Raw genomic sequence first — 21827 nt, forward strand, 5'->3', positions numbered from 1 at the left:
TCTCCTCGTTGTGCGGTCTGGTCGGCTGTCAGTGGCTGAGAATCTTGCTGAGGAAGTCCTGGGCACGGGCGCTGCGCGGGTTGGTGAAGAATTCGTCGGGGGTGTTCTCCTCGACGATCTGCCCGTCGGACATGAACACCACCCGGTCGGCGGCCTTGCGGGCGAAGCCCATCTCGTGGGTGACCACGATCATGGTCATCCCTTGGCGGGCCAGGCTGATCATCACGTCCAGCACCTCGTTGACCATCTCGGGGTCGAGCGCCGAGGTCGGCTCGTCGAACAGGATCACCTTCGGCTGCATCGCCAGCGCCCGGGCGATCGCCACCCGTTGCTGCTGGCCGCCGGAGAGCTGGGCCGGGTACTTGTCGGCCTGGTTGTCCACCCCGACCCGGGTCAGCAGTTCCATCGCCTCGGCGCGGGCGTCAGCCGCACTCTTGCGACGCACCTTGACCGGTCCGAGCGTGACGTTCTCCAGAATCGTCTTGTGGGCGAACAGGTTGAACGACTGGAAGACCATGCCGACATCGGCCCGCAGTTCGGCCAGCGCCTTGCCCTCCTCGGGCAGTGGCACCCCGTCGATGGTGATCGTGCCCGACCCGATGGTCTCCAGCCGGTTGATCGCCCGGCACAGCGTCGACTTGCCCGAGCCGGACGGTCCGAGCACCACAACCACCTCGCCCTTGCGGACGGTCAGGTTGATGTCGCGCAGGACATGCAGGTCACCGAAGTGCTTGTTGACACCTTCCAGGACGACCAGCGGGCCACCCAGTGGTTGCGCGGGTACGGCTTCTTCGACTGCCATGGAGTGACGATAGCCGGATCGGCTGCCCCGCACTATGACCGCGAGGTTACGACCACATCACAGCAAGTGGGGAATTGCCGCGGGGTAGCCCCGTCGTTTCCCGGCATGACAACGGACGATGGCCCTGCCGCGCAGACCGGGACGACCCGGCCGGTTTTTCCGGCGTGTCGCCCGGTTGTTCAGGGGCGCCGAAGCCCGCCGATGTTCCTTGCGGACGCACGGCGGGCTTCGTTGTCAGGTTCAGTCCAGATAGTCGCGCAGCACCTGCGAGCGGGACGGGTGGCGCAGTTTGCTCATCGTCTTGGACTCGATCTGGCGGATCCGCTCCCGGGTGACCCCGTAGACCTTGCCGATCTCGTCCAGGGTCTTGGGCTGGCCGTCGGTCAAGCCGAACCGCATCGACACCACCCCGGCCTCGCGCTCCGAGAGGGTGTCCAGGACGTCGTGCAATTGCTCCTGCAGCAAAGTGAAGTTGACCGCCTCGGCCGGGACGACAGCCTCGGAATCCTCGATCAGGTCGCCGAACTCCGAATCGCCGTCCTCCCCCAGCGGGGTGTGCAGGGAGATCGGCTCGCGGCCGTACTTCTGCACCTCGACGACCTTCTCCGGGGTCATGTCGAGTTCCTTGGCCAGTTCCTCCGGGGTGGGTTCGCGGCCCAGATCCTGCAGCATCTGGCGCTGCACGCGGGCGAGCTTGTTGATCACCTCGACCATGTGCACCGGGATCCGGATGGTACGGGCCTGGTCGGCCATGGCGCGGGTGATCGCCTGTTTGATCCACCAGGTGGCGTAGGTGGAGAACTTGTAACCCTTGGTGTAGTCAAACTTCTCCACCGCGCGGATCAGGCCGAGGTTGCCCTCCTGGATCAGGTCGAGGAAGAGCATGCCGCGGCCGGTGTAGCGCTTGGCCAGCGACACCACCAGGCGGAGGTTGGCCTCCAGCAGGTGGTTCTTGGCACGGCGGCCGTCCTCGGTGATCCACTCCAGGTCGACCACCTGGTCGGAGTCGATGCCCGGGTTCTCGTTGAGGGTCTCCTCGGCAAACAGGCCGGCCTCGATCCGCTTGGCCAGGGTCACTTCCTGCTCGGCGTTCAGCAGGGCGACCTTGCCGATCTGCTTGAGGTAGTCCTTGACCGGGTCCGCGGTGGCACCGGCGGCCAGCACCTGCTGCTCGGGCTCGTCGGCGTCATCGGCGTCGGAGAGGCTGAAGCCCTCGTCCTCGGCCAGTTCCTGTTCGGTCTTGGCCTCGGTCGCCGGCTCGAACTCGGCGTCGTCCACGTCATCAAGGCTGCGCTTCTTGCCCCCGACTGTCAGGACCACGTCATCCCCCTCACGTTCGAACTTCACCGCGACATTGCCCGGGTTGAGCACCTCCTCCACGGTGATGTCCTCGGCCGCGTCCAGTTCGTCGTCGCGGTCGAGTTCGGGCTCACCGGAGAGTTCGTCGTCGGTGGCATCGTCCTCAGCCGGGGCTCTCCCCTTCAGGGCCGCCTTGCCACCGGGCGTGGCGGTCCTGGTCGCGCGGCCTGGCCTGGCCGCACCCTTTGCGGCGGGCGCCGCCTTCCCGTTCCGCTGCCGCGGGACCGGTGTGGTGATGTCCTCTTCGGTGGTTGATCTTGCGGCGGCGCTGGAACGTGCGGACACGGGCAACCTCTCCAAATACTGATTCAGGGCGCACAACAACCGGGAGTTGTCAATGCCTGCGTCCAGTCTGCCACGCAGCCGCGCAGTCCCCAAGTCCGGGCCGCAAATCGCCGCGATACTCTTTCATGTCATGCACACCGGGTCAGTCCAGCCTCCCGCGGCACCACGCCGTCCGTCACGCCGTGAGGTGCACGGCGATGTGGTGGACGACCCCTACGCCTGGATGCGCGACAAGTCCGACCCCGAACTGATCGCCTACCTGGAGGCGGAGAACGCCTACACCGACGCGGTCACCGCCGACCAGGCAGACCTGGCACGGGCAATCTACGACGACATCGACGCCCGGACCCAGCAGACCGACCTGTCGGTGCCCGACTTCGTCCGACACAGCGACGGCCGCTGTTACTGGTACTACGCGCGTACCGAGAAAGGCCTGGACTACGCCAGCTTTCACCGCGTCCCGGCCACCGACCGCGACCAGTTGCCCGACCCGAACGCCCAGCCCGGCAGCATTGCGGGCGAGGAACTCCTGCTGGACGCCAACCTGCTCGCCGCCGGCCAGGACTTCTTCGCCCTCGGCGCCTTCGAGGTCTCCCCCGACGGCAATCTGCTGGCCTACGCGGTCGACACCACCGGCGACGAGCGCTACAGCTGCCACTTCCTCGACCTGCGCACCTCGCAACCGCTGCCCGACGTCCTGCCCGAGATCGCCGCCGGCGGCTGCTGGGCGGGCGACGACACCTTCTGCTATCTCACCATGGACGCCGCCTGGCGTCCTGACACCGTCCACCGCCACCTGCTCGGCGAGGACGGCGACACGGTGGTGTTCCACGAGCCCGACGAACGGTTCTGGCTCGGCGTGGGGGAATCCCGTGACCGCCGCTGGGTCCTGATCTCAGCCGGCAGCAAGACCTCCAGCGAGACCCTGCTGCTGGCCGCCGGCGACCGTACCGGAGGGCCGCGGGTGGTGACCCGCCGCCGTCCCGGAATCGAGTACGACGTGGAGGTGGCCAGCGACCGGCTGTACATCGTCCACAACGACCAGGCCGACGACTTCGCCCTCGCCCAGGCGCCGCTGGACGCCAGTTCCGCTGCCGACTGGCAGCCGCTGTGGCCCGGCAAGCCCGGTATCCGGTTGCTGGGGGTATCGGCCTATGACCAGGCCCTGGTGGTGAGCCTGCGCCGCGACGGCCTGGCCCGCGTAGTGGTGCACCCACTCACTGATTCCGGAGATCCGGGTCCCGGCCACGAGATCGACTTCGGCGAGCCGCTGTTCCATGTCGACGCCGACGGTTCCGAGGACGCCGACACCGACCGGATCCGGCTCTCCTACCAGTCGATGGTGACCCCCGAGCAGGTTCTGGAGTACCGGCTGGACACCGGTGAGCGGCGGGTGCTCAAGCAGCGTCCCGTCCTCGACCATCCGGTGCTCGGCCCGTACCGTCCCGAGGACTACGTGCAGCGCCGGGAGTGGGCGACCGCCGCGGACGGCACCCGGATCCCGATCTCCCTGATCCACCGAGCCGACACCCCGCTGGACGGTTCGGCCGGCTGTGTCCTCTACGGCTACGGCGCCTACGAGATCAGCATCGCCCCCACCTTCTCGATTGCCCGGCTGAGCCTGCTCGACCGGGGCTACGTGTACGCGATCGCCCACGTCCGCGGCGGTGGTGAGCTGGGCCGGGCCTGGTACTACGACGGCCGGCTGGAGGCCAAGGAACACAGCTTCACCGACTTCGTCGCCTGCGCTCGCCACCTAGTGTCGGCCGGCTACACCTGCCCCGACCGGCTGGCCGCCGAAGGCGGCAGCGCCGGCGGCCTGCTGCTCGGCGCCGCGCTCAACCTCGCCCCGGAGGTCTTCGCTGCCGCCCACGCGGCGGTCCCCTTCGTCGACGCGCTGAACACCATCCTCGATCCCGAGTTGCCACTCACCGTGGTGGAGTGGGAGGAGTGGGGCGACCCTGTCCACGACGCGGCCGCCTACCACCGGATGAAGGGCTACACCCCATACGAGAACCTCCGTCCGGTGCGCTACCCGGCAATCCTGGTCACCACCAGCCTGAACGACACCCGGGTCGAGGTCACCGAGCCAGCCAAATGGGTGGCGAGGCTGCGGTACGACACCGGGGCAACGGCCAACCTGGCGCTGCGGACAGAGTTGGTCGCCGGGCACGGCGGCGCCTCCGGACGCTACGCCGGCTGGCGCGACACGGCCTTCGAACTGGCCTGGCTGATCTGGAATACACCCCCGTCCGGCGACGTTGCTGAGACGGCGCCCAGCCGAACCTGAGTGCCAGCTGAGCAGGCATCGCCCTTGAGGAGGGGCAGGCATCAGACCACGGTCTTGGATTGCCCGGTCGGGGTGGTCTCAGGGTCACCGAGGGGGCCTCACGGGCACAAAATGCCGTGACAACTCGTTGTACTGGTGTCGAGCGAAAGGAAAAGCCTTGATCTCCACAGCACATCGTGTCCGACTCAACGACGGCATCGACGGTAAGGATGCTGTCGGTCTCTACCTGGACGGGATCGCCAAGACCCCGCTGCTGACCGCGGCCGAAGAGGTCGAACTTGCCCGCCGGATCGAGGCCGGGCAGTACGCCCGCGCGATCCTGGACGACCGTCTCAGCCACGAGGAGCAGGCACTGCGTCACGTCGACGCCACCCGCGACGAACTCGAAGAGCTCGCCCGGATCGGCGACGAGGCGATGCAGCGCTTCATCACCGCGAACCTTCGGCTGGTGGTTTCGGTGGCCCGCAAGTACGGCCGCGCCCAGATGCCGCTGCTCGACCTGGTGCAGGAGGGTAACACCGGGCTGATCCGTGCCGTCGAGAAGTTCGACTTCACCAAGGGCTTCAAGTTCTCCACCTACGCCACCTGGTGGGTGCGCCAGTCGATCTCCCGCGGGATCGCCCAGCAAGGCCGGATCGTCCGGCTGCCGGTGCACGTCGCCGAACAGGTCAACCAGGTCTCGGCGGTGCGCCGCACCCTGGAGCGCCGGCTCGGCCGCGAACCGGAGCTGAGCGAGATCGCCGCCGAGTTGGAGATCGCCGAGGAGCAGATCATCGACCTGCTGCGGCTGGCTCGCGACCACGTCAGCCTGGACGCTCCACTGGAGGAGGACGGCGACACCGCTCTGGGCGACCTGCTCGCCCGCGAGATGTCCCCCGGCCCGGACGAGATGGTGCTGGACGCCGAGGACCGCAAGCGGCTGGACGCCATGCTCTCCACTCTCGACGAGCGCTCCGCCGACGTCGTCCGGCGCCGCTACGGCCTGCTGGACGGACGCCAGGCCAAGCTCGCCGACATCGCCGCGGTCTGGGGCATCACCGCCGAACGGGTGCGCCAGATCGAACGGCACGCGATCAACAAGCTGCGCCTCAGTGAGGTTGCCGCCTGATCGATCCCACAGACGCGAGGCATGCGGCGCGAGGCGCCCCGCAGGACTGCTGCGGGGCGCCTCGTGTTTTCTCTGCCCGCCGAGGGCTCAGTTCGCGAGCGCGTCGAGGTCGGTGATCCGGATCAGGCCTTCCTGCGCGCAGGAGGCGACCAGCCGGCCGCCGGAGAACAACCTGCCGAAGGAGAATCCCAGGCCGGCTGAGGCCGAGGGCGAGACCTGGTCGTAGAGCAGCCACTCGTCGGCCCGGGCCGGGCGATGGAACCACATCGCGTGGTTGATCGACGCGGCCACCATGCCAGGGCCGGCGAACTCCACCGGGTGCGGCACCGTGCTCACCGCCAGCAGGGTCAGGTCGCTGAGGTAGGCCAGCACCGCCTGGTGGACCCGCGGGTCGCCGGGCAGCGCGCTCTCCGCCCGCACCCACACCTTCATCGCAGCGTCATGTCCCTCGCCGTTGATCCCGGGCAAGCCGCTGGTGTCGGAAGCGAACCGGGTCTCCAGCACTCCCCACTCCCGCTGCCACGCCTCGACGCTGCGCCGGGACCGCGCGCCCAATACCTCTGACAGCGGCGGACAGTCCTGCGGCAGCGGTACCCCGGCGGGGGCGGCGTCGGCATGGTTGAGGCCTGCCTCGAGCAGGTGGAAGGAGCACTCCATCGAGAAGATCGTGCGACCCGATTGGCCGGCCACCACCCGCCGGGTGGAGAAGTTACGGCCGTCCCGGGTGCCCTCCACCCGGTAGCTGATCGGCACCCCGGCCAGGCCGCCGCGCAGGTAGTAGGCCGACAGGGAGTGGGCGATCCGTTCGGGCGGGACGGTGTGGTAGGCGGCCATCAGAGCCTGGGCGAGCACCTGGCCGCCGAACACCCGTTGGCGTTGCGAACTTGCGTCGGCTGCTCCGATGTACTCCCGTTCGCCGGTCTGCTCAAGGTCGAGCAGACCGATCAGCTGGTCGACGCTGGACGGCACAGGCCACTCCTGTCACGGCTCGTTGCCGGGGTCAGCGCCGGTAGTCCGGCGGATCCTGTTCGGCGAGGAACTTCTCCACCGCTGCGCCGATCTCGTCCGCGGTGGGAACGTGGGCGGCGTCGGTCGCCTGCACCTGGTCGTACTGCTCCTCCAGCGCCGCCACGACCGCGGGAAAGTCGGCGTCGTCGGCGGTCTCGCTGGCGATGGTGGCCAGGTTGGCTGCCGCGCGCTCATCCAGGTCGTCGTTCGAGATGGCAAGCCCGGCGGCCTCGGTGATCCGCTCCAGGACTGCGACGATCGCCTGCGGGAAACTGGTCTGCGCCAGGTAGTGCGGCACGTGGGCGACGAAACCCCGTCCGACCAGCCCGGCCTCGCCCGCACGGAACTCGAGCATGTGCGAGAAACTGCCGGGCAGTTGCACCCGGTCGATCCACATCGGATTGCCCGTGGCCAGGTTCGGATCGGTGGCATGGGAGGTGACCAGCGTGGGACGGGTGTGCGGCACCGCCATCGGCACGCCCGAGGCGGTCAGCAGGTTGGTGACGCCGAAGTCCTCAGCCAATTGCAGCACCGCCGCGCTGGTTCGGTTCCACTGGGTGTCCGGCTCGGGCCCGGTGAACAGCAGGAAGGGTTTGTCGTTGGCGTCCAGCAGCCGGTAGACCACCAGCGAGTAGTCGGTGAGCGAGGCCCAGTGGTTGGTGTCGAAGACCATCTGCGGCCGCCGCGACCGGTAGTCGTGCAATTGGTCGTGGTCGAACTCGGCCAGCACATCGTGCTCGCACTGCTCAAGCAGGTAGCGGCTCAGGCCGTGAACCACCGAACCAGCATCGATGTAACCGTCGAGCAGATGTACCAGGACAGGTTCCTCACCGGCCAGGGAGTCGGCGACCTCCTGGTCAAGGGTGTACAACAACCGCGGATCGAGCACATTGCCACACTACCCGGTGGGGCTTGCGCAACCGGGAATTGCGCGCCCAGCGGATCAGGAGCCTGCCGGTAGCGCGGCCATCGCCGCCCGCACCCGCTTGGCCGAGACCGGCGCGGTGGTGCCCAGTGACTGGGCGAACAGGCTCACCCGCAGTTCCTCGAGCAACCACCCGATCTCGTCCACCGGCTCCGGCAGCGGGCCCGGCGGGAAGCTGCTGCACAATCGGCCGTAGTCGTCCTCCAGAGCGGTCATGGTGGCTGTCGCTTCGGCCTCACGAGCCGGATTGCTCCCCCGGGTCTCGATCCGGCGCAGCGCTGCCTGCAGGTAGACCGCCAGCCGCGGCCAGTGCCGTGCCGGCGTCGCGGCGATGAACCCGGGATAGACCAGCCCCGCCACCTGCTCGGTGACATCGGTTCGCAGTGGCTCGGGCAGCCCGGCCAGGCGCTGGATCAGGTCGCCGTACCAGATCAGGATCTCGCCGGCCTGGTCGACGGTTCGCTGCATCGCGGCCGCCACGGATACCCGGACGGTGTCACTCAGCCGGCTGAACGCTTCGTGGTCGCGGACGCCTGCCCAGCCGGCGGCGTCCATCCCGTCACCGATCGCCTTCAACCGGGCATCGACCAGCAGGGCAGGCACCGACGGATAGGGCGAGGTCGCCAGGGCCAGCTTGACCCGGTTCGACAACCGGGCGACCACCCAGTTCGTCGGATCGACGGTGGTCAGCGCGATCAGCCGCCGCAGGCCCGCCCGGTGCGAACGGACGGCCGAGGCCTGGTCGGAGAAGACCTGGACGCCCACCCGGTCCACCTTGTCGACCAGTGCCGGGAAACCGACCACGGGCGCGTCGAGCCTGGCTGGCAGAGCGCCGAACTCCCAGCTGGTCGCGCCCGGGTGGACCAGGTGTCCGGCCACACGGTTGAGGGTGGCGCTCACCTGGCCGCCCAGCTGGGTGGCCAGGGACGGCAGGTCGCGTCCGCTCACCGGCTGCTGGCCCTGCCGGGCGACCTCGAAGCGCACCCTGAGATGGTCGTCCAACGCCTCGGGCTGCCAGGCGTCGGCCGGCACCGCAACGCCCGTCAGCGCCCGGATCGCCCGGCCGAGGGCCAGCCAGAACGGCTCAGCGGTGTCCGGACAGGGACCCAGCCAGTCCAGCGCCCGACGAGCGGTGTCGGGGGCGGGGACGAGCTGTGTGCGCCACTGCTTGGGCAGACCTCGGAGCAAGGCGGTGGCGACCTCCCCGCGCAGGCCGGGCACCTGCCAGGTGAACGGCTCGGGGCCGAGCTGGTTCAGCAGCGCAAGGGGCACCGTCACGGTGACCCCGTCCCGGCCGGAGCCCGGGTCGAAGGTGTAGTCGACGTCGAGGGCGTGGCCCTCCACCTGCCACTGGCTGGGGAAGCCGGTGGTGTCGGCCGGCTCGGTGAGCAGGTCGTCCAGGCTCAGGTCCAGCAGGTGCTCGTCGCTGCGACGGGCGTCGCGCCACCAGCGGTCGAAGTGCGCCACCGACACGATCCCTGCCGGGATCCGGGCGTCGTAGAAGGCGGCGATCGCCTGGTCGTCGGCCAGCAGGTCGAGCCGGCGGGTGCGCTCGGCCACCCCGGCCGCCTCGGCGCGGACGGCCTGGTTGCGCGCCCAGAAGTGGTGCCGGGTACGCCAGTCCCCCTCGACCAGCGCGGACGCGATGAACACCTCGCGGGCCACCACCGGATCGATCGAACCATAGGAGACTGTGCGTCCGGCGATGATCGGGATGCCGAGCAGGGTGACCTTCTCGGTGGCCACGCACTGTCCGCCGCGCGCCGACCAGCGGGGCTCGGAGTAGGAGTGCTTCAGCAGGTGGGCGCCGACTTCCTCGACCCAGCCGGCCTCGATCGGGGCCACCGTGCGCGCCCACAGCCGGGTGGTCTCGACCAGTTCCACAGCCATCACCAGTGGCGCCTTCGTCCGGGCGGCGCTGGAGCCGGGGTTGATGGCGAACCGTGAGCCGCGCGCCCCGAGATACTCCGGCGGGCCGGTGCGGCGCCTGGTCCGCTGCTGGGTGGGCGGCTGCGCGGTCACGTCGAGCAGGCCGACGTGGGACAGCAGACCGGCCAGCACCGCAACGTGGACCCGGTCGAGCCCGGCGGGCTCGTTGTTGCGGTGCAGACCGAGCTCATCGCAGGCCTGCCTCAGCTGGGTGTGCAGGTCCTGCCATTCCCGGACCCGGAGGAAGTTCAGGTACTCCTGACGGCACAGTCTGCGGAAGGCGTTGCCCGACAGTGTGCGGCGCTGATCGCGCAGGTACTGCCACAGCCGCAGCAGGGCGGCGATGTCCGAGCCGTCCGGGGTTGCCTGGATGGTGTCGCCGTCGCCGGACGGCAGTGGCGCGAAGAATCGCCGATGAGCCGCGTCGGCCTGTTGCTGGGCGTCGGCGGGGCGCTCCCGGACGTCCTGGATCGCCAGCCCTGCGGCGATCGCCAGCATTTCCCGCAGGCATCCCTGGCGCTCGGCCTCCACCAGCATCCGGCCCAACCGGGGATCGACCGGCAGCCGGGCCAGCTTGCGTCCCACCGCGGTCAGCCGCACCCGATCCTCGCCAGGGTGACCCTGTCGCTCGGCCAGCGCCCCGAGTTCGCGCAGCAGCCGGATGCCGTCGCGCACCTGGCTGGCGTCCGGTGGCTCCAGGAACGGGAAGGAGGTGATCTCACCCAGTCGGGCGTCGGCCATCTGCAGGATCACCGAAGCCAGGTTGGTTCGCAGGATCTCCGGCTCGGTGAACTCCGGACGCCCGGCGTAGTCCTCCTCGGAGTACAACCGGATGCAGATCCCCGGGCCGAGCCGGCCGCAGCGTCCCGCCCGCTGGTTGGCCGAGGCCTGGGAGATCGGCTCGATCGGCAGCCGCTGCACCTTCGTCCTGGCCGAATAGCGCGAGATCCGGGCATTGCCGGGGTCGATCACATACCTGATGCCCGGCACGGTGAGGCTGGTCTCGGCGACATTGGTCGCCAGCACGATCCGGCGCCCGGTGTGCGGGGTGAACACCCGGTGCTGTTCGGCCGCCGACAGCCGGGCGTAGAGCGGCATCACCTCGGTGAACCGCAGATTCAGCGCCTCGATGGCGTCGGCGGCGTCGCGGATCTCGCGCTCGCCGGAGCAGAAGACCAGGATGTCGCCCTGCTGGCGTTCGGCGTCGAGTTCGCGGACCGCACCGCAGATCGCGTCGATCAGGTCGGTGTCGCGTTCGGCGCCGTCGAGCACCGGACGGTAGCGCAGCTCGACCGGATAGGTTCTGCCCTCCACCTCCACCACGGGCGCGTTGCCGAAGTGGGCGGCGAACCGGGCGGTGTCGATCGTCGCGGAGGTGACGATCACCCGCAGATCGGGACGCCGGGGCAGCAACTGCTTGAGGTAGCCGAGCAGGAAGTCGATGGTGAGGCTGCGCTCGTGGGCCTCGTCGATGATGATCGTGTCGTAGCGGCGCAACTCGCGGTCGTGGCTGATCTCGGCCAGCATGATGCCGTCGGTCATCACCTTGAGCTGGGTCTGCCGGGAGGTCTTCGAGGAGAACCTGACCTGGTAGCCGACGGTCTCGCCCAGCGGTTCGCCCAGTTCGGAGGCGATCCGCTCCGCGACGCTGCGCGCCGCGATCCGACGGGGCTGGGTGTGGCCGATCCGCCGGCGGCCCGCCTGCAGGCAGATCTTCGGCAACTGGGTGGTCTTGCCCGACCCGGTCGCTCCGGCAACGACGATCACCTGGTGTTCGGCCAGCAGCCGCGCGATCTGAGGCACCGCTGCCGAGATCGGCAGCGCGGGGTCGTAGGTGTAGCGCCGGGCCGGGGAGGTCTGGCCACCGTCAGGGGTGGTCCGGGGTCGCTGGTCAGCCATGGCGCGACCAGCCTACGCGTCCCGCAGCCCTACGCATCCCGCAGCACGGTGCCCGCGAGCAGCGCTGTACCGGTCAGGAGTCGTGGCTGTCGCGCCCCCGCAAGGTGACCACCGGGCAGTGGGCGTGGGTCAGCAATCCCCTGGTCAGGCCACCGACGGCGTAGGTCGGGAAAGCCGCCTGCACCTCGAGCACCAACAGGTCGAGTTGCGCGCTACGGGCCACCAGGATGTCCAGCGGCACGCCGTAGTGCACTTCCAGTTCGACCGGGACGTCGGGGTGTTCGGCGGCGATCGGCTGGATCATGTCGGTGATCCGCTCCCGGGTGACCTCGACGATCTCCGCCCGGGTCTGAGGCGAATCGGCGCTGCCGCGGAACAGTCGGCTCACCGCTGCCTTGGCCACGCTGATCACCGCTACTTCGCCACCAAGTCGTTCGCCCTGGCGCAGGGTCCATTCCAGGGCCACCCGGCCGCGGGCGGCGGTGTTGACACCGACCCCCATCAGTCCGGTCGGACGGGTGTGCAGTCGCTCGGTGGCGCTCACCACCACGACCGGACAGGCCGAGGTGCCGACCACACCGACCGCCGTGGAGCCGACGTAGGCCCGCTCCCCCTCGGACTCCGAGCGGCGCCCGACCACGATCAGCGAGGCTTCCTCGCTGTGCCGGGCCAGGGCGGCTGCCGGGTTGCCGAGCTCGACGGCGGTACGGATCCGGTCGCGCGGCAGCCCGCGGGCGACCGCCTCGTCCACGCCGGTGAGCAGCAGCTCGGTCGCCGCCGTCTTGATCGTCTCGGCGTCGAAGACCACGCCCCAGGCGCTGTTCAGCACGGTGTCGTCCACCGCGTTGAGCAACACCAGCTCGGCGTCCCTGGCCTTCGCGACCGCGACCGCGTAGGCCAGTGCCCGTTGCGCGTCGGGAGAGTCGTCGTAGCCGGCCAGCACCCGGGTCGGGCCGTCATAGGAACGCAGCATGGTCTGTGCCTCTCAGCTGGCGGCTATCACACGACCGGAGAAGGCGGACGGCGTCAGCTGGACGAACACCGGACGCTCGCCCGGGGCCCAGGGCAGTGGACTGTGCTCCGGCTCGCGGGCGGGGGCCGTCTCGGCCTGGACCGTGACGCTCCACCCGGTCAGCGTCTCGGCGTCGAGGTCGTCGATCTCGAAGCACACCTGCTGTGGCGTGACGAGGTCGGAGAGCACCGAGCCGACAGCGGTGCGGAAGACGATCTGGTCGTCCCGCAGCACGTAGGAGACCGGCAGGATCACCTGTCCTACCCGTGAGGACCAGCCGATCCGTCCGACTGTCTGGCTGCGCAGCAGCTGTCGGCATTCGTCCGGCGAGAGCGGCGTGTTGTGACCTGTGGTTTCCACTCATCCACCGTAGCGAATCGGCCGGGTCTGTGGCGGGCCGGCACGGCGCAACCTCAGGAATCGGCGCTGAACGAGGTTCTGCCACGCAGCCGGCGGGCGAGTTCCTCGTCGATCTCGTCGGCGACCACTGTCATGGTTCGCAGCGCCTGGTGCAGGTGTGCGGCGACGAACGGATAGGCCAGCACCGACAGGCTGGCATAGACCCGGTCGCGGATCAGCAGGAAGCGGACGTAGCGGGCCTGGGTGTTCAGGTCACTGAGGATCTCCATCGCGCGGCTGCGGCCCTCGATCTCGTGTACCAGCGGGGAGAACACGATCACCTCACGGGCGTCCCCGGTACAGCGCACGAAGACCATCGCGCTGCCCACCCGGATCGCGTAGTCACCGTCGGTGTCGCACAGCGGCTGGTAGCCCAGCGTCCGGCTGAGCTCGCTGGCGACCAGGGTGCGCAGGTGGTCGACCGAGGTGGGCGTGACCGCGATCAGTTCGTCGGCCGGGTACTCCGCGCCCGGCAGTTCGGTGGGTGTCGGCGGGGCCAGGACCTCGGCGAGGTGGTCGGGTGCCAGAAAGGCGGGATGCTGCACGGCGAACACCGTGCGCAGGGCCTCGATCGCCCGGGCGGCGATCGACTCGGAATCCTCCTGATCGGCCACGAACCAGTGGTCAGGACCGGCGTGCTCGCCGTCCACCGAGGGCGGTTCCCAGCCCAGGTCGGCCAGCTGCTGCAACCGGTGCGGGCCGAGCTGGTAGGTCTCGCCGAGTTCGGCATTGCCGGCGGCGGTGGTGAGGATCCGTCGGTCCGGCAGACAACGGAACCGGACGTAGGGAGCCGGGCCGCGGCCCGGTGCACCGAGGGAACCCAGGGTGAGGGTGCCGCCAGGATCCATCACGGAGACCACCTCGGCAAGCCGACCGGAGAAGTCCTCCCAGGCTTCATCGATGCTCCGGTCGAGGTCGAAGTCGTTCATCGGTGCGGACACTGCACTCCTCCCAGCTGTTACCTCCACCTTAACCACCGGGTCGCCACCGGGATCAACCCGGGCACAAACCGATGAGACCGGCCGGTGCACCGGCCGGCGGCACCGCAGCGACGGTTGCCGAAGAACCGGTCGGCGGTTCTCCTGCTGCGCAAGGACACGTACACTGCTGGCTCACGCCGACCACCGGAAAGGGCGTTGTGGATCCGAGACAGTGGGATGTCGCATTCCCGATCATCGTCGCAGCCATGTTCGTGATCGTCTTCTGCCGTGCCGGCGGCACCTATTGGCTCGGACGGCTGGCGGCCGCCGGCGTCCGGCACACCCGGATCGCCCGGCTGCTGGACGGCGCCGCCTACCAGACCGCCGCGCGCCGGATCAACGCCTACGGCGCGCCTGTGGTGGCGCTGTCCTTCCTGACCATTGGCTTCCAGACCGTCGCCAACTTCACCGCAGGGGCCACCTTGATGCCGCTGACCCGGTACCTTCCGGCGTTGGCAGTGGGCGGACTCGCCTGGGCGCTGCTGTACTCGACGCTGGGCACCGTGGGGGTGAATCTCCTCGGCCGGCTCTGGGACGTCTCCCCCGGGCTCGCGATCGGCGTCGGGGCGGCCATCGTCGCGGGACTGGTCGGCTTCGCGCTGTGGCGCCACCAGCGCCCCAGCGCCGACTGAACTCCCAACCGCGCCGGACACCGCGCCTTCGAACACATCGAACCTTCGAACACACAGTGTCCTGGAACACACAGTGTCCTGGAACACACAGCGCCCCAGAACAGGGGTACGCCGCAGCATCGCCTTCCCCGTGGGACCAAGAGTCCCGATGGACAAAGAGTCCGGCGCGATGCTGCGGCGTACGTCTTCACGGTATTCCTCCTGCCCGCTGTGTGGCAGGAGGCTCACCGAGTGGGCGGCTGGCCGCTGCCTGTCAGCTGCAGCCGCTGGTCGAGCCGCAGCCCTCGCAGACGTAGCAGGAGCCACTGGGCCGCATCTTGGTGCCGCAGGTGAGGCACAACGGTGCGTCCACCTTCAGCCCGGTCAGCTTGGCCAGGACATCGGCCGTGCTGGTGACGTCACTGGTGGCCTCCACCAGGGCCGGCTGCACCGGCCCGGCACCCTCGAGGTGAAGGTCGTCGGCGGCGTCGTTCTTCAACGCCTCCGACTCGATCATCCCGGCCTCGTCCTCATCGGAGAGGTAGGAGCCGGTCTCGACATAACGGGCCCGCTCGGCAGCAGTGTGAATGCCGAGTTCGGCACGCTCGTCGAAGGACAGGTAGTCGAGTGCCAGCCGACGGAAGATGTAGTCCATGATCGACTGCGCCATCCGGACGTCCGGGTCGTCGGTCATGCCGGCGGGCTCGAACTTCAGGTTGGTGAACTTCTGCGCGAATGTACCCAGCGGCACCCCGTACTGCAGGCCGATCGAGACCGCGATCGAGAAGGCATCCATCACACCTGCCAGCGTCGAGCCCTGCTTGCCGAGCTTCAGGAAGACCTCGCCCAGCGAGCCGTCCTCGTACTGGCCGGAGGTCATGTAACCCTCGGCGCCGGCCACCGAGAACGAGGTGGTGCGGCTGACCCGCGACTTCGGCAGCCGCTTACGGCGTGGCTTGTACTCGATCCGCACCTCGGGCTCGGCCGTGGCAGCCTTTTCATCGGACTTCTTGGCGTCGCTCAGCGGCTGGCCGACCTTGCAGTTGTCCCGGTAGACGGCCAGGGCCTTGAGTCCGAGCCGCCAACCCTCCAGGTAGACGTCGGCGATGTCCTCCACCGTGGCCGACTCCGGCAGGTTCACAGTCTTCGAGATCGCCCCGGACAGGAACGGCTGCACAGCTGCCATCATCCGCACGTGCCCCATCGGCCGAATGGCGCGCTGCCCCATGGCGGTGTCGAAGATCTCGTAGTGCTCGGGCTTCAGACCCGGCGCGTTCACCACATGGCCGTGTTCGGCGATGTACTCCACGATCGCCTCGGTGGTCTCCTCGGTGTAGCCGAGCCCAGCCAGCGCCCGCGGGATGGTCTGGTTGACGATCTGCATGCTGCCGCCGCCGACCAGCTTCTTGAACTTCACCAGGGAGAAGTCCGGCTCGATACCGGTGGTGTCGCAGTCCATCATGAAGCCGATCGTGCCGGTCGGCGCCAGCAGCGAGGCCTGGGCGTTGCGGAAGCCGTTCTTCGCCCCCAGTGTCACCACCTGCTCCCACTGTGCGGTGGCCGCGTCGCGGATCGTGCTGTCGAGGCTGTCGACGTCACGCAGGTCGTCGTTGGCGGCCTGATGCTTGCGCATCACCCGCTGGTGGGCGGTCGCGTTGCGCGAGTACCCGGCGTAGGTGCCCACCACACCGGCCAATTCGGCCGACCGACGATAGGCGACGGCGGTCATCAGCGAGGTGATGGCCGCCGCCAGCGCGCGGCCGGATTCGGTGTCGTAGCCGCGGCCGACTGCCATCAGCAGGGCGCCAAGGTTGGCGTAGCCGATGCCCAGCTGACGGTAGTCGCGCGTGGTCTGGGTGATCGCCTCGGTCGGGAAGTCGGCGAAGCAGATCGAGATGTCCATCGCCGTGATCACCAGTTCCACCGCCCTGGCGAACCGCTCGCTGTCGAAGCTGTCGTCCGGGCGCAGGAACTTCATCAGGTTCAGGCTGGCCAGGTTGCAGGAGGAGTTGTCCAGGCTCATGTACTCCGAGCACGGATTGGAGGCGGTGATCCGTCCGGTCTCGGGGTTGGTGTGCCAGGCGTTGATCGTGTCGTCGTACTGGATGCCCGGATCGGCGCACTCCCAGGCGGCCTTCGCGATCTTGTTGAACAGGGTGCGCGCGTCGATCTCCTCGATCACCTCACCGGTCATCCGGGCGCGCAGCCCGAAGCCGGTGCCGTCGACGACCGCCTGCATGAACTCGTCGTTCACCCGGACGGAGTTGTTGGCGTTCTGGTACTGGACGCTGACGATGTCGCGCCCGCCGAGGTCCATGTCGAAGCCCGCATCGCGCAGCGCGCGGATCTTCTCCTCCTCGCGAGCCTTGGTCTCGACGAACTCCTCGATGTCGGGGTGGTCGACATCCAGCACCACCATCTTCGCCGCGCGCCGGGTGGCGCCGCCGGACTTGATCGTTCCCGCACTGGCATCCGCCCCCCGCATGAAGGAGACCGGGCCGGAGGCGGTACCGCCGGAGGAGAGCAATTCCTTCGACGAGCGGATCCGGGAGAGGTTCAGGCCAGCACCGGAGCCGCCCTTGAAGATGAAGCCCTCTTCCTTGTACCAGTTCAGGATCGACTCCATCGAGTCATCGACGCTGAGGATGAAACAGGCGCTGACCTGCTGCGGGCTGGCCGTGCCGACGTTGAACCAGACCGGGGAGTTGAAGCTGAAGTACTGGTGCAGCAGCAGCCAGGTGAGCTCATCGGAGAAGACCTCGGCGTCCGCCCTGGCAGCGAAGTAGCCGTTCTCCTCACCGGCGGAACGGTACGTGCGGACCACCCGGTCGATCAGCGTCCGCAGGCTGGTCTCCCTGGCCGGGGTGCCGAGGGCGCCGCGGAAGTACTTGGTGGTGACGATGGTCGAGGCGTTCACACTCCAGAACCCGGGGAACTCCACCCCGTGCTGCTCGAACACCGTCTCACCGGTCTTCCAGTTCGTCTGGACGACATCGCGGTGCTCCCACACGACCTCGTCATAGGGGTGGACGCCAGCGGTACTGAAGACCCGCGGGATGGTGATCCCGGTTGCCTCACGGTGGTCGCGGCGGGTCGCCTTCACGGTGTCGGTCATGGTTGGGTGTCCTCGAACTAGCAGGATCGGATGGGGTTGTCAGCGGGTGGCGAGCGCCGCCGCGCGGAGTTGCTCGATCTCGGCCTCGAAATCCTCGACCGAGTCGTAGTGTTTGTAGACCGATGCGAACCTCAGGTACGCGACCGGATCCAGTTGCTGGAGCGGGCCGAGCACCGCCAGGCCCACCTCGTTGGCCGGGATCTCGGCCTGGCCGCTGGCCCGCAACGCTTCTTCCACCTGCTGGCCGAGCCGGGCGAGATCGTCCTCGGTGACCGGGCGGCCCTTGCAGGCCTTGGCCACCCCGTGGACGACCTTCTCCCGGGAGAACGGCTCGACCACGCCAGACCGCTTCACCACCACCAATTGCATCTGCTCCAGGGTGGTGAACCGGCGCTCGCACTGCGGGCACTGCCGACGGCGACGGATACTGCTGCCGTCCTCGGCCACGCGGGAATCGAGCACCCGGCTGTCGGTATGACGGCAGTAGGGGCAGTACATCGCGCCTCCCTGGGCCTGTGGAGAATCCTGTGGATACCAGTGTGCACAACTACCACAAACTGTGGATGAACGACATTGGTGTAACTACTAGATATAGAGGTTAGGACGAAACTGCCGTCATCGCAACAGGAAGCGGGCGCGAACCGCTCAGCTATCGGTGAACAGCTGCGCCAACCAGCCAGCGACGATCAACCCAGCGACGATCAACCCAGTGGCAATTGCGCCAGGACGGGTTCATTCGGGACCGCCAGGAAGGTGGTCACCATCACCACCAGCGCGGTCAGCATCAGCACGGCGAAACCGCCCATCACCACTGCCAGCCCGCGGCGGGTCAGCTGCAGCGGGGCCGTCGCGGGCACCCGACCCGGCGCGGTTCCGCCCGAGACCGACGCCACCCCACCAGGGTTCGCCGACGGCGCACCGACCCCCTGCGGACGCCCGCCCGGGCGAGCCGGCGCGGTGGGACGGACCGCCGGTGCAGCCAGCCGGGTGCGAGCCTGCCGGGGAGCGTCGAGGTGGACCCAGCGCCGCGGGGCGCCGGGCGCGGGGGCCTGTGCCAGCGGGAAATCAACCAGAACGGCGGCCATGTCGGACTCCTCTTCGTGGATCGAACACCTGTTCGATACATTCTTACCGGCCGTTGCTCACCTTGGCAAGAGTATTCGAACAAATGTTCTCGGTGTGTCTCCACCAGAGTCCATCACCTCGGTCTGACAAAACTTCTCCGAGGCGGGAGAACCGCCTCAGCTCTTCGCCACGTACACCGTCCGGGTCACCGTGCGGGTGCCGATCGTGAAGGCGAGGGTGATCTGCTCGCGGCCCTCCCGGCGGTGGTCCGACCTGATCGGGATGCTGATCGTGGTGCTCCGCTTGCCGGCCCTGACCGCGGCGTCGAGATAGACGTCCTGGGCGTACAACGCCCGCTTCCGGCTGGCCGGCCAGACGTGCTCGGACAGCCAGCGCCGCGAGACGTCGTCACCGTTCAGCGGGCGGACCTTCTTCGGCCCGCGGACCACGCTGATCTCGATCGGGACCGACACCGGGACCGAGGCTGCCAAAGTGACCTTCCAGACCGCCTTCTTCCCCTCTTTGACAGTGCGGTGCACGGCTTTGACAGTGAACCTCGGGAGCGGGTCGTCATCGATCACCCGCAGGCTGCCGAGGTAGTCGTCGGTCATCACGCCGCGGTAGCCCCAGCCGGTGACCGAGAACTCCTCGCCGTCCGGCTCGGGAATGGTGTCCCCCACGAAATCCACCGGGACGCTGCCGCGTGACTGCCCGGGGGCGAGCTCGACGGTGACGGTCTCCACCCCTTTCCCCTCACGCGCCACCCGCACCTGCAGCTTGCTGCGCGCGGTGATCCTGCCCGAGACGGTGAACGGCACCCGGGCCGTGGTGGTGCCGGGACCGTTCCCCTCGGCGAGCTCAAGCTCGCCCAGCGAGACCAGTGCCACCCGCTTCTCCGGGGGCGCCGGGAGCCGGGTGGGGACCGCCGTGGCGTCCAGCACCCAGACCCGGCCGGAGCCCGAGCGGGCGACCAGTTCGACCGAGCGGATCCGCGAGGTGTCCACCGCCGCCCGGGACGGGTCGACGATCACCGCCTGCGCCCACCGGCGGGACAGGTCCGTCCCGGTCGGCAACGCAGTCAGCTGACTGCCGCCGACCGGCTCCAGGTCGGCAATCGACCCGGCGGTGTCGGTCAGGCGCACGGCCAGCTTCACCGTGGGTGTCGCGGGGTCGACGATGGTTCGCAGCTGCAGCTGCCTGCCAGTCAGGTCGAGGGGTCGGTCGAGCAACAGGCCACCAACCTGGCCGGTCTTGTCCCACTGCAGCTCCAGAGCCCGGCGTTCCGGCTGGAGTTCGCCGGCGAACGCCCAGTGCGGGGTCTCCGACCAGCCGCCGACATCGCGGCCACAAATCGAGTGCCCACCACCGAACTTGTCCCGGCCCTGGCAGAACTGGGTCTGCGCGGTGCCGTCGGTGAGCCCGGCGTCCAGGCTGGGCCGGCGTAGTTCGCGGCCACCGCCGATGGCGTGGCTGAGCACCACCGCCCGTCCGGTCGAGGCCAGCCTCACCCGGGAGCCGTTGAACAGCGCCACCGCCTCGCTGCGCTGGCCGGCGAACAGTTGCACGGCGCCGGCAATGTAGCCGGTGCCGACCGAGCGTTGCTGGGCGGCGGTCAGCCGGTTCGGGTCGGCGCTGCCGCACGGCTGCTTGCTGTCACCCCACCAGTCGTCGCCTGCCGGGGCCTTCGAGCTGCCCGGCGTCCATTCGGTGTTGAAGTAGTTGTGGTTCGCCCCCATCACCAGTACCGAGCTGTGCAATGCGGTGTCGTCGGACACCAGGTCACGGGCGGCGTCGGTGAAGAACTGCCCCTCCAGGTCGGAGACGTCCCCGTCGCAGTACGGCAGGACGGTGACGGTGGGGACGTAGGGAACCGCCTGGCCGCCGAAATCGGTTGGCGCCAGCAGCACGGCTCCCACCACCCGGTAGGGCGCGTCCAGCGGAATCTGCAGGGCGGCCCTGGCCACTCCCTCACCGCCGCGGCTGTGGCCAACCAGGATCACCCGTGAGAGGTCGACGTGGTGCTTGCCGGCCAGTGACACCCAGGAGTCGAGGTGGGCCCTGACCAGCTTCGCCCGCGCGTCGGCACCGGCGTCGGCCAGGCCATCGTCCTGGGCGTTGATCCCGTTCGCGCGGATCGAGACGGTGGTGTAGCCCTGCGAGGCCAGCACTCGCTGGACGTAGTCGTAGCCGAGCTGACTGGGCACCTCCTTCTCACCCCCGGCGCACGGCCAGGCGCCGTCGCCGGAGTTCCCGTCCGTCGCGTAGCAGTACTCGTGCCGTCCGTGCAGGAAGACCACCAGCGGGCGCGAGCCGGCAGCAGCGTCCAGCCTGGGCTCCACCACATGTTCGACGAACTCGATCGGTGCTGCCATGCCCTGCATCCGCAGCGGCGCACCCTGGTAGTCCGAGACCGTGACCGGGAACGTCCCCGGCTTGCCCGGATCGAAGCTGAGCAGCTGCCCGGGTTCGGTCTTCCCCGGGTCCGCCTGGGTGCCGGGCCGGTCACGGCCGGGGACATCCAACCGGTCGCCGGACAGCACGACATTCAACCGGGCGAGGTTCGGGACGTTCGTCACGCTGGTGACCGTCGACACCGTCCGGCCGTCGTCGGCCACGGTGGTGGTGCCCAGCGGGATACCGGCGTCGACGATGGTGGGACGGTCGGAGGTCACCGGCAGCCGGTTCGGCGAGCGCCATGACACCCGCCACAGTCCGCCGGCAAGCGACTCGACCTTCCACTCCCCCAGCTTCTTCACCGGGGCTTGCGGCACCGGAGCTGCCACACCCACCCCGGCCGGTGTCACTGCCAGACCAACGCTCAATGCCAGCGTCATCGCCACCAGCCGTCCCCGCCGACGCCTGGCCCCTGTTCGCTCCGTCATCGCAGCTGCTCCCTTCCGGCCTCCCGGCTCGCGCGCCGAAACCTGACGACGTCCCTGGCCGGAAGCATAGGAGAACCAGACCATCACCCAACGACAGGACGACGAACATCGCGACACATCGAACAGGTGTTTGATTCTCCGCCCGATTCACCCTAGCG

The 21827-nt window shown here is 68.8% G+C and carries 15 protein-coding genes; 3 read left to right on the forward strand and 12 right to left on the reverse strand.

The features are described from left to right. Window positions 1-28 precede the first annotated feature (28 nt). Both VB080_RS04455 and VB080_RS04460 read right to left on the reverse strand, forming a co-directional pair. Entirely contained in the window at window positions 29-802 is a 774-nt protein-coding gene (locus VB080_RS04455; protein ID WP_416339599.1) for an amino acid ABC transporter ATP-binding protein, read from the reverse strand. A 240-nt stretch (window positions 803-1042) separates the two neighbouring features. Continuing rightward, a complete protein-coding gene (locus tag VB080_RS04460; RefSeq protein WP_416339600.1) occupies window positions 1043-2446 on the reverse strand; it encodes an RNA polymerase sigma factor in 1404 nt (467 codons plus the stop codon). Between the two features lie 130 nt (window positions 2447-2576). Between VB080_RS04460 and VB080_RS04465 the strand changes: the two genes are divergently transcribed. Both VB080_RS04465 and VB080_RS04470 read left to right on the forward strand, forming a co-directional pair. Further along, window positions 2577-4736: a S9 family peptidase gene (locus VB080_RS04465; protein ID WP_323417227.1), complete on the forward strand. Its 2160-nt coding sequence runs from the start codon at window positions 2577-2579 to the stop codon at window positions 4734-4736. Between the two features lie 160 nt (window positions 4737-4896). After that, entirely contained in the window at window positions 4897-5844 is a 948-nt protein-coding gene (locus tag VB080_RS04470) for a sigma-70 family RNA polymerase sigma factor (RefSeq protein ID WP_323417276.1), read from the forward strand. A gap of 87 nt (window positions 5845-5931) precedes the next feature. On the opposite strand, the gene VB080_RS04475 is transcribed toward VB080_RS04470, so the two are convergent. From VB080_RS04475 to VB080_RS04500, 6 genes are all read right to left on the reverse strand, one after another. Then, complete coding sequence (locus VB080_RS04475) at window positions 5932-6813, reverse strand: acyl-CoA thioesterase II (protein WP_323417228.1); 882 nt, start codon at window positions 6811-6813, stop codon at window positions 5932-5934. A gap of 31 nt (window positions 6814-6844) precedes the next feature. Then, window positions 6845-7741 carry a PAC2 family protein gene (locus tag VB080_RS04480; protein WP_323417229.1) on the reverse strand — a complete coding sequence of 299 codons (897 nt, stop codon included), beginning with the start codon at window positions 7739-7741 and terminating at the stop codon, window positions 6845-6847. Window positions 7742-7795: 54 nt separating this feature from the next. Further along, entirely contained in the window at window positions 7796-11605 is a 3810-nt protein-coding gene (gene hrpA, locus VB080_RS04485; protein WP_323417230.1) for an ATP-dependent RNA helicase HrpA, read from the reverse strand. A 73-nt stretch (window positions 11606-11678) separates the two neighbouring features. Next, the gene (locus tag VB080_RS04490) at window positions 11679-12578 is read right to left on the reverse strand and encodes a universal stress protein (RefSeq protein ID WP_323417231.1); all 900 of its coding nucleotides are present in this window, start codon (window positions 12576-12578) and stop codon (window positions 11679-11681) included. Window positions 12579-12590: 12 nt separating this feature from the next. Then, window positions 12591-12977, reverse strand: coding sequence for a pyridoxamine 5'-phosphate oxidase family protein (locus tag VB080_RS04495; RefSeq protein WP_323417232.1), 387 nt, complete (start codon window positions 12975-12977; stop codon window positions 12591-12593). Between the two features lie 53 nt (window positions 12978-13030). Further along, complete coding sequence (locus tag VB080_RS04500; RefSeq protein ID WP_323417233.1) at window positions 13031-13957, reverse strand: T3SS (YopN, CesT) and YbjN peptide-binding chaperone 1; 927 nt, start codon at window positions 13955-13957, stop codon at window positions 13031-13033. 245 nt (window positions 13958-14202) lie between these two features. Here VB080_RS04500 and VB080_RS04505 point away from each other — a divergent pair, with 245 nt between their 5' ends. Then, complete coding sequence (locus VB080_RS04505) at window positions 14203-14628, forward strand: DedA family protein (protein WP_323417234.1); 426 nt, start codon at window positions 14203-14205, stop codon at window positions 14626-14628. Between the two features lie 253 nt (window positions 14629-14881). On the opposite strand, the gene VB080_RS04510 is transcribed toward VB080_RS04505, so the two are convergent. The 4 genes from VB080_RS04510 to VB080_RS04525 all read right to left on the reverse strand — a co-directional run bounded on the left by VB080_RS04510 (window position 14882) and on the right by VB080_RS04525 (window position 21669). Then, on the reverse strand, window positions 14882-17722 hold the full coding sequence (locus VB080_RS04510) for a vitamin B12-dependent ribonucleotide reductase (protein ID WP_323417235.1): 2841 nt from the start codon (window positions 17720-17722) through the stop codon (window positions 14882-14884). A 39-nt stretch (window positions 17723-17761) separates the two neighbouring features. Further along, window positions 17762-18220, reverse strand: coding sequence for a transcriptional regulator NrdR (nrdR, locus tag VB080_RS04515; RefSeq protein ID WP_323417236.1), 459 nt, complete (start codon window positions 18218-18220; stop codon window positions 17762-17764). A gap of 203 nt (window positions 18221-18423) precedes the next feature. Continuing rightward, complete coding sequence (locus VB080_RS04520) at window positions 18424-18807, reverse strand: hypothetical protein (RefSeq protein ID WP_323417237.1); 384 nt, start codon at window positions 18805-18807, stop codon at window positions 18424-18426. 156 nt (window positions 18808-18963) lie between these two features. Beyond that, complete coding sequence (locus VB080_RS04525) at window positions 18964-21669, reverse strand: hypothetical protein (protein WP_323417238.1); 2706 nt, start codon at window positions 21667-21669, stop codon at window positions 18964-18966. Window positions 21670-21827 lie beyond the last annotated feature (158 nt).

The sequence above is a fragment of the Propionicimonas sp. genome (genome assembly GCF_034927565.1).
Taxonomy (GTDB): Bacteria; Actinomycetota; Actinomycetes; order Propionibacteriales; family Propionibacteriaceae; genus Propionicimonas.

Bases quoted from the DNA above. Each gene is read 5' to 3' on its own strand.
- VB080_RS04455 (WP_416339599.1), bottom strand. From the start codon at position 802: ATGGCAGTCGAAGAAGCCGTACCCGCGCAACCACTGGGTGGCCCGCTG.
- VB080_RS04465 (WP_323417227.1), top strand. From the start codon at position 2,577: ATGCACACCGGGTCAGTCCAGCCTCCCGCGGCACCACGCCGTCCGTCA.
- hrpA (WP_323417230.1), bottom strand. From the start codon at position 11,605: ATGGCTGACCAGCGACCCCGGACCACCCCTGACGGTGGCCAGACCTCC.
- VB080_RS04490 (WP_323417231.1), bottom strand. From the start codon at position 12,578: ATGCTGCGTTCCTATGACGGCCCGACCCGGGTGCTGGCCGGCTACGAC.
- VB080_RS04505 (WP_323417234.1), top strand. From the start codon at position 14,203: ATGTTCGTGATCGTCTTCTGCCGTGCCGGCGGCACCTATTGGCTCGGA.
- VB080_RS04510 (WP_323417235.1), bottom strand. From the start codon at position 17,722: ATGACCGACACCGTGAAGGCGACCCGCCGCGACCACCGTGAGGCAACC.
- nrdR (WP_323417236.1), bottom strand. From the start codon at position 18,220: ATGTACTGCCCCTACTGCCGTCATACCGACAGCCGGGTGCTCGATTCC.
- VB080_RS04520 (WP_323417237.1), bottom strand. From the start codon at position 18,807: ATGGCCGCCGTTCTGGTTGATTTCCCGCTGGCACAGGCCCCCGCGCCC.
- VB080_RS04525 (WP_323417238.1), bottom strand. From the start codon at position 21,669: ATGACGGAGCGAACAGGGGCCAGGCGTCGGCGGGGACGGCTGGTGGCG.